General features: G+C 36.8%; 8 protein-coding genes and 1 tRNA gene. 8 read left to right on the top strand and 1 reads right to left on the bottom strand.

The genetic code is table 11. From position 1 onward, the window contains the following. Positions 1-262: 262 nt before the first annotated feature. The 3 genes from secD to PVV66_RS06215 all read left to right on the top strand — a co-directional run bounded on the left by secD (position 263) and on the right by PVV66_RS06215 (position 5,597). Positions 263-2,776, top strand: a complete 2,514-nt coding sequence (secD, locus tag PVV66_RS06225; RefSeq protein WP_273717773.1) for a protein translocase subunit SecD — start codon at positions 263-265, stop codon at positions 2,774-2,776. A gap of 100 nt (positions 2,777-2,876) precedes the next feature. Further along, the gene (ybaL, locus tag PVV66_RS06220) at positions 2,877-4,619 is read left to right on the top strand and encodes a YbaL family putative K(+) efflux transporter (protein WP_273717774.1); all 1,743 of its coding nucleotides are present in this window, start codon (positions 2,877-2,879) and stop codon (positions 4,617-4,619) included. 24 nt (positions 4,620-4,643) lie between these two features. Beyond that, complete coding sequence (locus tag PVV66_RS06215) at positions 4,644-5,597, top strand: YbhN family protein (protein WP_273717775.1); 954 nt, start codon at positions 4,644-4,646, stop codon at positions 5,595-5,597. A 596-nt stretch (positions 5,598-6,193) separates the two neighbouring features. Here PVV66_RS06215 and PVV66_RS06210 read toward each other — a convergent pair. After that, a tRNA-Lys gene (locus PVV66_RS06210) sits at positions 6,194-6,269 on the bottom strand. A gap of 432 nt (positions 6,270-6,701) precedes the next feature. Between PVV66_RS06210 and PVV66_RS06205 the strand changes: the two genes are divergently transcribed. The 5 genes from PVV66_RS06205 (at position 6,702) to PVV66_RS06185 (ending at position 12,719) form a co-directional block, all read left to right on the top strand. Continuing rightward, positions 6,702-8,270: a TerC family protein gene (locus PVV66_RS06205; protein ID WP_273760964.1), complete on the top strand. Its 1,569-nt coding sequence runs from the start codon at positions 6,702-6,704 to the stop codon at positions 8,268-8,270. Positions 8,271-8,445: 175 nt separating this feature from the next. After that, on the top strand, positions 8,446-8,733 hold the full coding sequence (locus tag PVV66_RS06200) for a hypothetical protein (RefSeq protein WP_273717779.1): 288 nt from the start codon (positions 8,446-8,448) through the stop codon (positions 8,731-8,733). Between the two features lie 563 nt (positions 8,734-9,296). Next, on the top strand, positions 9,297-9,905 hold the full coding sequence (locus PVV66_RS06195; RefSeq protein WP_273717781.1) for a fumarylacetoacetate hydrolase family protein: 609 nt from the start codon (positions 9,297-9,299) through the stop codon (positions 9,903-9,905). After that, entirely contained in the window at positions 9,902-10,375 is a 474-nt protein-coding gene (locus tag PVV66_RS06190) for a LysE family translocator (protein ID WP_273760963.1), read from the top strand. The genes PVV66_RS06195 and PVV66_RS06190 overlap by 4 nt, the downstream gene beginning before the upstream one ends. Before the next feature lie 943 nt (positions 10,376-11,318). Next, the gene (locus tag PVV66_RS06185) at positions 11,319-12,719 is read left to right on the top strand and encodes an amino acid permease (protein WP_273717785.1); all 1,401 of its coding nucleotides are present in this window, start codon (positions 11,319-11,321) and stop codon (positions 12,717-12,719) included. The last annotated feature ends 526 nt before the right edge of the window (positions 12,720-13,245 follow it).

The following is a 13,245-nucleotide window of genomic DNA, read 5'->3' as shown; positions in this document are numbered from 1 at the left end:
ACCCAAAAGCGTGTAACACTCCATGTAGAATCTATTTTTATGAGGACCTTTCAAAAAATCCTAACATTGGATTTCTTTTTAATAAAAATTCCAGCTATTGACGCACGACTTCGTAACGTCAAAATGCAATATTTCTCAAATAAACGGGCTCCTCCCAATGAACACACTTAATCCTTTTCCTTGAATTATAAAACGATCATCTTATCTTATTTGTGCTTTTAACTTTGAATCACAGTTAGATTGCCTATTAGCGGAATATATCATGCGTACACCTGGTTGGTTAACTACCCTTTATTGCTGTATCCTTTTAAGCAGCATTTATATTGCCTTACCCAATTTATTTTCACACGAACAAGTTAAAAATTCGAAATTCTTACCCGACACCCGTGTAGCCCTTGGTCTTGATCTTCAAGGAGGCTCTTCTCTCCTGCTCGAGGTTGATAGCAAAACGTTAAAACGCGATCAATTACACATCGTTTTAAGCAACGTGCGCAATACATTGCGCGAAAAACAAATCCGTACCTCAAGTGTACGTATCGTTGAAGATAGCGTTGTTGCCCTTATTTCTGATCCATCACAAACTGAAAAAGCACTCTCTGCTTTAAAAACATTAATAACCCCCATACGCAGTAGCTTTGGCACGACAGAACATAATATCATGATCAGTGCTCAAAATGAAACTCTTCGCGTTACATTAACGGAAGCTGGTATAAAAGACCGTGTAAGCAACGCTATTGAACAAAGCTTAGAAATCATCCGTCGCCGTATCGATCAAGTTGGTGTTTCAGAACCAGCGATCCAAAAGGTTGGAAATGATCGTATTATGGTCCAATTGCCTGGCTTACAAGATCCAAAACAACTGCGAGATCTTTTAGGCACGACCGCTAAGATGAGTTTTCATCTTGTTCCTTCTAATGTGGACCCCAATAATCCCCCTATAGGTGTTTCTATCCTTCCTGGATATACGGATGAAACACAACATTATGCGATTTATGATCAAATTGCCTTAGATGGAAATGTCCTTAAAGACGCCCGCGCTGGTTTCGACCCGCAAATGCCAGGACGTTCTATTATTTCATTTACACTAGATTCCGCTGGTGCAAAAATATTTGCCGATATAACACGACAAAATATTAACCGTCCTTTTGCTATTGTTCTGGATAATAAGGTTTTAACCGCTCCTACCATCAATAGTGTTATTCCCAATGGACAAGGTCAAATTACAGGAAACTTTGACCCAAAAGAAGCCTCAACTCTGGCTGCTCTGCTTCGCGCTGGTTCCCTCCCCGCCCCACTCACGGTCATTGAAGAGAGAACGGTAGGACCAAATCTTGGTGCTGATGCCATTCAAATGGGACTTTATACCGGCATAATCGGTTTTATGCTTGTTGCAATTTTTATTTTTCTTCTCTACCGGATTTGGGGGCTCATTGCCAATATAGCACTAGCGCTCCACACGATTTTAACATTTGCAGCCCTCAGTCTCCTCGGTGCAACGCTAACCCTGCCTGGTATTGCTGGTATTATCTTAGGTATCGGGATTGCCGTTGATGCGAATATTCTCATCAATGAACGTATCCGTGAAGAAAGTCGAAAAGGTGTGAGTGCTTTTGCTGCCCTAGATCGTGGATTTAAACAGGCTTTTGCAACCATTGTTGATGCAAATGTTACGGCAATTATAGCGACTGTTTTACTATTTTGGTTTGGCACCGGTCCGGTTCGTGGTTTTGCCGTCACAATGTTGCTTGGTATTATCATCTCTATGTTCACCAATATCACCATTGTACGCATCATCATGATTTGGATTGTTCGTAAATGGAAAATAAAAAAATTGCATATTCATTCTGCTTTCAACATTATCCCTCAAAATACAACTTTCCACTTTATGAAAGCGCGATTCATTGGTATTGGCATCTCAATTATTTTATCCATAGCTTCAGTTTTTCTCTTTTTTAAGCCTGGCTTGAATTTCGGAATTGATTTTATTGGCGGCAGCCAAATGAGTATTACTACGAAAGTACCAGCAAACCTAGCAACCCTGCGTTCCAAGCTTTCTACCCTTAATATTGGTGAAATTACCCTGCAAAATATCGATAAAGAAAACACCATACTCATTCGCATACAGAAACAAAGTGGGAGCGAAGCACAACAAACCATAGCCATTGATAAAGTCAAAACAGCTGTACAAAATATCTATCCCGATACCACATTTGATCAAATAGAAGTTGTTGGCCCCAAAATTTCAGGCGAACTTGCCACAGCTGCGTTTACGGCTGTTATTCTCGCGGCAATTGCCATGACTCTCTATATATGGTTACGCTTTGAGTGGTTCTTTGCTATTGGAGCCATTGTCACACTCATTCTAGACACCACAAAAATGATTGGCTTTTTTGCTTTATTTCAATTTGATTTTAATTTAACAGCCATCGCTGCACTCTTAACAATTGTTGGATATTCTATAAATGATAAGGTTGTGGTCTATGATAGAATGCGCGAAAATATGCGTCTTTATAAAAAAATGCCATTGCGCGAACTAATTGATCTATCAATTAATCAGGTTCTTGTCCGTTGCTTTTTTACATCAGCCACAACAATTCTTGCTATGCTCCCCATGGCGATATGGGGTGGAAGTGCCGTTCATAATTTTGCATTGCCCATGGTCTTTGGGATTATTATTGCAACATCATCCTCTATCTTTATTGCCGCTCCTATTTTACTCCTGCTAGGAAATTGGTGGCGTGAACGAAATAGTCGTGTAAATACTAAAGCGAAATGAAAATGTTCTTTAATGCATATGATACATCATTCCTCCCGTCTCAAAGAAATAAGAGGCATCTTCATTCCTTCGCTTTTTAATCAAGAATAGAAAATAATCCATGCTCCACGACACACCACTTATTACAACCATTGTTGCCGGTTTATGTTTAGCATTTCTCTTAGGAATGATTGCTAGCCGTTTGCGAATTTCACCCCTTGTGGGCTACTTGTTAGCTGGTGTCATCGTGGGGCCCAATACAGGCGGATTTAAAATAGATTCCGTTATTATCAATCAACTTGCTGAAATTGGTATTATTTTGCTCATGTTTGGTGTTGGGCTACACTTTTCCTTAAAAGATCTTTTATCTGTCAAAGCGATTGCTGTTCCTGCTGCTATTGCACAGATGGCATTTTCTACTCTTCTAGGCTTATGCCTTGGTCTGATTATGGGATGGGGCCTTAGCGGGAGTTTGATCTTCGGTCTTGCTTTATCCATAGCAAGTACTGTTATCCTGTTACGTGCCTTGCAAGAGCGTCATCTTATTGAAACAGAAAAAGGGCGCATTGCCGTTGGATGGTTGATTATTGAGGATTTAGCAATGGTCCTTATCCTTGTTCTCATCCCATCCTTGGCAAGCACCCTTAACAGTACCAATAAAGAAACATTGGATCCTCTCGTTCAATGGTTGGATTTAAGTATTTGGGGCGTTTTTGGTCTCACCATCTTGAAAGTAATTATATTTATCGCACTAATGCTTGTCATTGGGCGACGCGTTATCCCATGGCTCTTAAAAATGAGCGCACAATCGGGATCACGTGAATTATTCCGTCTTAGCGTCTTTGCTATTGCCCTAGGCGTAGCTTTCGGAGCTGCTCATTTATTTGGTGTTTCTCTTTCTCTTGGTGCTTTTTTTGCCGGTATGGTCATGAGCGAATCAGAGTTAAGTCACCGTGCTGCTGAAGAATCCTTACCACTGCGCGATGCTTTTTCTGTTCTCTTTTTTGTTTCTGTCGGCATGTTATTTGATCCAGAAAAACTTTTGACTCATTTTTTTCCTCTCTTAGCAACCTTATTCATTATCGTCATTGGAAAATCTGCTGTTGCTTTTTTCATCGTTAAAGCTTTTCGCTATTCTAATGCAACAGCTTTGACAATTGCTGCAAGCCTTGCCCAAATCGGAGAATTTTCCTTTATCCTTGCTGGTTTAAGTCTAAGCTTAGGACTTTTAAACAATGACGCTCATGATTTAATTCTTGGAGGAGCAATTTTTTCTATTTTGCTCAATCCTCTTGTTTTCATTGCCTGTAATAAAATTAAAAAACGTCTAGAAAAATTTTCTGTCTCTTCACAAAATACCCAAACAATTATTGACATTAATCCACAAGATCCTGACCAAGATTTTTTACCAATGACCTTAAAAAACAACCATATCGTCATTATTGGCTATAGTCGTATTGGTAAGTGTGTTGCATTATCTTTAAGAAATAGAGATAAACCTATAGTAATTGTGGAAGAATCAAAACGCCTCGCTGATAAAGCAATTTCAGATGGCTTTGAGGCTATTTGCGGCAATATCATTCAACAAGAAATCATGAACGCAGCCAATATAAATAATGCACATAAAGTTGTTATTACAATGCGGAGTACCATTGAAGTAGGAGAATGTATCGTGAATATACGTGATATGAAGAAGGATATCCAGATAATCACACATGCATTATCCGACACAGAAACAGCTTATCTCATTGATTTAGGTGCTGATGTTGTAGTAACGGATGATGAAGAAATTGCCAATGGCATTATAGAGCATATCGCAGAGCAAAGGTCTGTAAAGAATATGCATAATCATGAAAATTTATAGAAAACATAAAATGGATAAAGAAGCGTGAAAATAAAGCAATTTATATGGCCCTTAATTGGTATCTTAGCAATGCTGATATCTATTCGGATTCTTTATATAAAGCTCTCTGCCATTTCGTTTGGTGACGTATTGGAACGTTTGAGCAATTTAAATGCACAACACTGGTTATTAGCCTGTTTATGTTCTCTCCTTGCTTATGCTGCTCTTGCTGGATATGATCGCATTGCCTTGCAACATCTAGGCCATAAAATTTCTTGGATTTTTATCGCTATCTGTTCATTTACAACTTACGCTCTTTCACACAATATCGGTGCTTCAGTTTTTTCTGGTGCCGTCGTGCGTTATCGCGCCTATAAAATGAAAGGATTAAACGGAACAGAAATCGCCATATTAGTGGGTTTTTGCTCTTTTACTTTTGTCATCGGCACAATCTTACTGTTGGGGATCGTTTTGGTTCTGCAACCCGAAATTATCACCCTCATTCATGAAGAGCTTCCTGAATGGCTTGGAACAACAGTTGGAGCAATTTTACTCAGTTGCGTAGCACTTTATACGTTTGGTAGTTGGCTTCAATTGAAACCCTTACGCTTGGGCAAGAAAATTCAACTTTCCTATCCACGACTAAAAATTGTCATTCAACAGCTCCTCATTAGCCCCCTAGAACTTTTAGGAGCAGCAGGAATTATCTATGCTGTTCTCCCCTACAATGCAGATATTCATTTTATTTCCGTTCTTGGTGTTTTTCTAGCATCTTTTACAATAACGCTTCTCTCCAATGCTCCAGCAGGAGGAGTAGGTGTTCTTGAAGCGCTCTTCATAACCGGTATGCCCGATGTAAATCCAACCGATGTTATCGCAGCACTTATTGTCTTTAGAATACTTTATTTGATCATACCACTCATCATTTCATTATTTGTGGTCGCCATTTTTGAAGCGCAACAATATTGGAAAAGAGCCCCCAAAACACCACCTAAATAAATATAAAGGCTATCAATGGCTTCTTTTTTGTATACGTATAAGTGATATATTTATGCTGAAGTTCAATTGCATATATGCAATTAATAAAACTATCATTTGTATTTATCTTTTTTACCTTTATGCTTGAAATACCCCCTTTATAAATAGCTTACTCTAAGTAGAAACAGAGTAATATTTGTCTATTTTACTTCAAAATAACGCCCATAAACTTGAAAGCAACTATCCGTGTAGAAAATAATCGTTTCTATAACATACAATATATTGATTTATAAATAATAATTTATCGTTATTCAACTGGAATTAAAGCATTGAATACCGTAAGATTCTCTCATTTCAAATCTCTCCCACGTTGAATCAATCAGAACCATTCGCTTGCACGTTATAAGCGGGAAGAGCCATATGGAGTGGAACTGTATAAGAAAGGACTAAAAATGCCTCTTATGAAGAATCTCAAGTGCCAAGAGCTTGTCGGGATAACATTGGAGGTTCGCAAAGTGTGTGGTGGCGTAAGCTTGCTCCCCCCCCCCAATTTCATTTAGCCTCTTATATCTTAAAAAATTTTACGCAATCAATAAATTATTTATGTACAAAATAAATGGTGGGTGATGAGGGGATCGAACCCACGACCCGCTGATTAAGAGTCAGCTGCTCTACCGACTGAGCTAATCACCCATAAGCTTCCCAAAAGATGAGAATGAGCGTTTCTATAACGCTCCTAAGGATAGATGTCTAGATATTTTGTTGTTTTTTATATAACCTCATTGTCTGTAGGGTTTAAAATATGATATTCACCACTTGATCTTATATAAAAATAAACCCATTATAAGGTTCTATAAATACATGTTCTGGTTGTTATACAGAATCTATCGTTGGAGGATTATCGAGCATAATGCCCGAGCAAAATTTAGAAGAGCCTTCTTGTCGTTTTTATCGGAATGGGGCATCGTTTTGTTTTATCAATAATCATATGCGTTTAAGCAATATTTTTCTGTTTTTCCCTTTGAATGTAAGTTTTTTACATTCAATATTCATGATCCAATATACGAATAAAAGCCCATGATTTTTTTGTCGATCGCGCGCTTTTAAGCTTTTAAAAGGTGAGAAATGATGGAATGGATCACTGATCCCCATGCATGGTTTGGTTTGGTCACGTTGGTTTTTCTCGAAATTGTTTTAGGAATAGATAACCTTATTTTTATTGCAATTTTAGCTGAAAAATTACCCCTGCATTTGCGTGACCGTGCACGCTTGATAGGTCTTACTTTAGCATTAATCATGCGGCTTTTCCTTCTTACAGTTATTGGATGGGTTATGAGACTTGATACGGTCATTCTTTCACTTTCTTCTTTTGTCTTTAGTTGGCATAGCTTTATTTTAATTGGTGGTGGAGCCTTTTTGCTGGCAAAAGGAACATTAGAATTGCATGAAAGGTTAGAAGGGGTATCGCATGAAAGAAAAACAGGCGTTGCTTATGCTGTTTTTTGGCAAGTAATTGTTCAAGTTGTGGTACTAGATGCTGTTTTTTCACTCGATAGTATTATTACCGCAACCGGTATGATTGCAAAAGAGCAGGCAGCAGTTATGTATCTCGCAGTCATTACTGCTATGGGAGTAATGATGTGTGGCTCTGGCTCTCTTATGCGTTTTATTAATCGTCATCCCACCATTGTGATCCTTTGTCTTGGTTTTTTGATGATGATTGGTTTTACACTCATTGTTGAAGGGTTTGGTTTTCATATTCCAAAAGGATATTTGTATGCTGCTATTGGTTTTTCTGTTCTCATTGAAGCGTTTAATCAAATTGGACGTCGTAACCGAGAAAAGATGATTACAACGAATGATCTACGCAGTAAAACAGCTGATGCTGTTTTAAGACTCTTAGGAGGGGGAAGTAAAGATAATCATCTTGCTGAAACTGTAGATGTCATTGCTGAACAAGCCGCAGCTTCTGAATTGTTTAGACCAGAAGAAAAGGAGATGATTCGTGGTGTTCTCGATTTAGCTGATCGTCCTGTTCGCTCTATTATGTCGCCGCGCAATGAGATTGAGTGGTTAGATTTAAATGCTGATGAAAATGAAATGCGTGAAGAATTACAAAAGGTTAAACATAGCCGCTTAATTCTTGCGCGTGAAAAAGTGGATGAATTTGTTGGCGTTGCATTGACAAAAGATCTTCTTTTAAACTTGGCAGAGGGTAAAAAGATTAATTGGAAAAAAGCTATGCGAGAACCCCTTGTTGTTCATGAAAACACAAGTGTTTTACGATTGATGGAGCAATTACGTCATTCTTCGATTCAGCTTGCAATTATTGTTGATGAGCACGGATCTTTTGAAGGGATTGCAACACCAACCGATATTCTTGAAGCTATTGCAGGAGACTTTCCTGATGACGATGAAGAGCTCATGATTGCAGAACAACTTGAAAATGGCAGTCTTCTTGTAGAGGGATATGCTGATATCCGCCGTTTAAGTGGTTATCTTGGACGAAATCTTGTTGATGAGGCAGACCGTTATACGACTCTGGCAGGCTTTATGCTTTGGCAGTTTGGTCATTTGCCGAATGAGGGGGAAAGTTTTGAAACAGACGGTTTACGCTTTAAAGTGATTGAAATGGAACGCCGAAACATATCTAAAATCCTTATTTCTCCACTTATGTTACCAGAAAAAAGCTAATTCTTTTGATTCATCAGGTGAGTAAAAAGATTTTTCTTAATGATTATCTATTATAGAGAAAAACTACGATGAACTATAATCGATAGAATAACTGAAATAAGTGAATTTGAAAAACCGCTGACTGACTTAGGCGCTTAATTTTATTTCTTCAACTTTTTACATGAAGACAACATTCATGATGAAATTCTGGAAAATTGATGTCTTATTGATCTGGCATGCAAAAATAACAGAGAAAACAACCAAGGAATTGCATAAATGTAAAAAAATAGCAGGACGATTTGGTATCCGTTTTGAGCAATTAGATTACGAAGAGCTAAGAAAGCACGGTGTTGAATTTGCTAACAACCCTTCTTATTGTATAGATGAAGTAGCTGATACTGCATTAACAATGATTTTGGAAGGATGCTGGCAAGTATCCAGACATAATGATTTAGCAAAAAATATGGCAAGAAAACAATCTTAAAATATTACGTCCAAAGCATAAAACCATCGAGTTGGCTGAGTTCGGGAAAATAGGAAAAGCAACGCTAGAGCGTTAAGTCCTTCTGGATTCAAAATTCTTGTCTATGACCCATACATTGATCACTCAATCACTCAACTTCAAAACTTTTAAAAGATAGGAATGCACGTCTAGGATAATCTGATATGGTATCACTCCACTGCCCTCTTACCAACAAAACATATGGGAATGATTAATTCAGAATTCCTCAAAAAAGTAAGAAAAAAGCTATCTTAGTGAACGCCACAAAGGATAAAATCCTCAGCGATTTTTATTGCTTAGAAAGCATCTAAGCGAAAATCCTAAGTTACACGCATTCCCTGATATTCTCCCCATAGAACCACCCAATAGCCACCCTCTCATTAAAGCTTGGAGAGACAATGCTGTCTGTTTATCATCAAAATTGGTTATTAATCCACATAATGCATATTTTTTTACAAAGCTCACATATCGATATGAGAAAAAACATTGTTTCCCTAGTGATACCTTTTCTATATAAAAGGAAAAGAAAAACTTGGAGTTTTCCTATGATTAATAATATTTACTGTGTCGGACTCAATTATGTTGAACATGTTCATGAAATGGGGAATGTTGTTGAAGATGAACCTGTTATATTTAGCAAGCCAAATAGTTCACTTGTGTTAGGAAACCAAATTGATCTTCCTGATTTTTCCAAAGAAATCCATTTTGAAACTGAAATTGTGCTCAGAATCTCAAAGGACATTTTTATGGTCAATGAGAGTAAAGCTAAAGAATGTTATGATGCCGTAGCAATAGGTCTTGATCTAACCGCAAGAGATTTGCAAAAAAAATTAAAAGAAAAAAAACTTCCTTGGCTTTTATCTAAAGGTTTTAAAGGAGCCGCATACGTCTCTGACTTCATAAACAAAGAAAAAATGAATGCCCCAATAACCTTTACAATGAAGTTGAATAGCGAGATAAGGCAAGTTGGCAATACGAAAAATATGATCTTTAGCTTTGAGAAAATAATATCATTTTTAAGTCACTACATTCAGCTAAGGCGTGGTGATATCATATACACCGGCACTCCACAGGGCGTAGGAAAACTCTCTAAATTTGACAGAATAGAACTCTATCTTGAAGATCAATTAATCTCAGAGCTAAAAGTAAAATGAGTCATCAAATACTGACCTTTTTCATTGTTTCATTTTTTTTAGTCATCTCACCGGGACCAAACATGGCCCTTATCATCGATAATGCAACGAGATTGGGGAAAAAGAACGCATTTACGAACGTCTTAGGGTTGTGTACAGCAACATATGCGCATGGAGCATTTTCCATATTAGGTGTATCAGCACTCATTCTCAACAACAAAACGCTCTTCCTTTTAGTAAAACTCATGGGAGGCTGCTATTTATTATATATGGGCTTTAAATCGATTAAATCTGGAATACACAGCTTAAATTCAAAAGAAAAAATATCAACGAATGAAAAAAGCATTGTCGGTAAAACAAAGCTCTTCACCAGCTATATGGATGATTTTTTAACACAAATACTAAATCCCAAAGTATCAATATTTTACATAGCAGCCTTTCCAAAATTCTTAGCTTCTGGCAGTAGCATAAAAAAGGCTTTGAACTTGTAACAATACATTCCTTCAATATCTTTGCATGGTTTACTTTAATGACCATTTTTATATCATTTGCAAGTGCCACTCTAAAAAAGGAAAAAATAAAAGGATGTATTAATAGTGCAACAGGAACAGTTTTATCGCTATTTTCTTTTTTCATTTTCTTTGGATAACATTTCCTCTTTTGATAAGAGGTCGTAAAGCTAACAGAGTAATCTTTTCATGACGCTGCCTCTCACTTCTGAAGAGTCTAACCTCTCACAAAGCTGAGACAATCCCCAATTCTTTCTTATTTTCTCTGTAAAACTGAATAACGTTGCTTTTTTATCGTAGTCTCAAGAACTTTTGTGTAAACAATAGAATTTATCGCAACGTTTTATCAATATCTAAATGAAGTTCTTATTCACCACTTTAGAAGAAAAAAGCTAAAGTGTCCCTCTTTTCCTTTGTGAAAAAGGCCCTCTTTTTTACTTATGATAGCATCATAAAAACAAATAAAATGATTTTAGAAATCATTTAAATTTTTTATCATTAAAGAATTTTCCCTACACTTAAGATGCCAACTCTCTAATGCTACTTGAGCAAAAAATTTAAACTCTCTCTATTATGAATAACAACATATTGATTATAAACGATAAATTTCATAAAGTTATAAAAACACCTAACAACTTTCTGAAATAATTTTAAAGGGCGCTCTATCAAAACCTCTTCATGAGCTATTTATTTGTTATTCATAACAAATAAACTCCCTATGCAAATATCTGTTATGCTATTTAAGAGAAATACATTCTCTTTTTTCAAAACCATGTTCTTTTGTTTATCCCCCTTTATCTTTATCCACACAAAACCATAAAAAATGTTTTTTTCCTTTACACCTCATTTATATCATGCTTCGATACGAATAATATCTCTTTGAGTGTAATTTAATCTCAAAATAATTAAAGGGAACCCCCAAAAAATGAACTGTAAACAAAATTTAAAAGATGATCCTCAGAAAAAACTACAACGTGGTCTAGATAACCGTCACGTACAACTTATAGCCCTCGGTGGGGCTATTGGAACAGGGCTCTTCATGGGATCAGGAAAAACGATTAGTGTAGCCGGCCCTTCCATCATACTCGTTTATGCCGTTATTGGATGTGCCCTATACTTTGTCATGCGTGCAATGGGAGAATTATTGCTTTCTAATTCACAATATCGATCTCTTATTGATTTTTCAACCGATATGCTAGGGCCAGGAATCGCTTTTTTTGTTGGCTGGAACTATTGGTTAAGCTGGGTTGTGACTGGAGCTGCAGATATTATTGCAATCATTAACTATATGCATTTCTGGTGGCCAACACTTAATCCATGGATTGTTGTTTTTGCTTGCATTGGTTTCTTTTTAATCCTTAATCTCCTTGCCGTAAAATTTTTTGGTGAACTTGAATTCTGGTTTGGTCTTATCAAAGTCGTAGCAATTTTAGCATTAGTTATTGTTGGATTTTATATGATCACTACAGGCTTTACCTCTCCAAATGGTACTGTCGCTTCTCTCAGTCACGTATGGAATGGTGGAGATATATTTCCCCGAGGAATTACAGGTTTTTTTGCCGGATTTCAAATTGCCATTTTTTCTTTTGTTGGGATTGAAATTGCTGGAACAACAGCAGCTGAAGTCAAAGAACCTAAAAAAGTTCTCCCTAAAGCAATTAATGCAATACCGGTGCGTATTGTACTCTTTTACATCTTTTCTCTTGCTGTGATTATGTCAGTTACACCTTGGGATCAAATAGTTCCAGATAAAAGCCCCTTTGTCTCCATGTTTTGGCTTGCTGGCATTCCAATAGCTGCTGGTTTGGTCAATTTTGTTGTTCTCACTTCAGCGGCCTCTTCAGCAAATAGTGGTATTTTTTCCACCAGCCGTATGATATACGGTCTTGCAACACAAAAAGGCGCTCCTCCAATTTTAGGGAAGCTTTCCAAATACCATGTTCCAGCCAATGCTCTGTTCTTTTCCTGCCTATGTATTTTAGTAGGATATACAATTGCATCATCATCTCCAAGCATCATAAGTGCTTTTACAATTGTGACAAGTATTTCAGCTATTGCATTTTTATTCGTATGGTCCGTCATTTTGATTAGCTATATTGTGTATCGTCGCAATCACCCTCATCTACATGCTGAATCCGTCTACAAAATGCCGGGAGGTGTCATTATGTGCGGGATTGTGTTAGTGTTTTTTGCTTTCATGCTCTATTTGTTAACATTAGAACACGATACCCTAATAGCTTTAAAATACAGTATCTTTTGGTTTATCTTCTTAGGCATAATGTATTTTATGTTTATAAGAAAAAAAATTGCTCCAAAGAACAAATAAAATCTATACAAAACAGCTCAAAAAAGGGTAACTAAAGTGTTACCCTTTTTCTTCTTAATCTTCTCCCCACACTTCAAAAGAAGAGGATTCCTCCCAGCACCGGTTTGTAGAAAAATCTGACGTGTTAAGGGAGATGCTGCTAACCACTTATATGGTTCACCTACATAAGGCTCTATGGGCCCCCTGCCCTGAATACTTCACCTAGCACTCATTCTAAAAATACCTAATGTATAATATATTTTCCCCTATTACTGCTCTAAACAACGGTGTTGTACAGTATAATAGGATAATACACGAATTATTCTGTAAAGAATTTTCTATAAAGTTCACTTACATTGTTTACTCATACAATATTTAGACTTTGCCTCCTCCCCCAATTTTTATGCAACTTTTTTTCAAGATTAAAAATACATCTCTCAATGAAATAGATACTAACAGTTATCTACAACAACAAAATTTTTTATTTTTAAAAAAATCATAATTATCATTTTTATAAAACTATTTTAAATATATTTTTATATAAAAT

It is taken from the genome of Bartonella sp. AU16XJBT (assembly GCF_028618665.1).
Classification (GTDB): Bacteria; Pseudomonadota; Alphaproteobacteria; order Rhizobiales; family Rhizobiaceae; genus Bartonella.
This window is presented reverse-complemented; position numbering and strand designations above follow the sequence as displayed.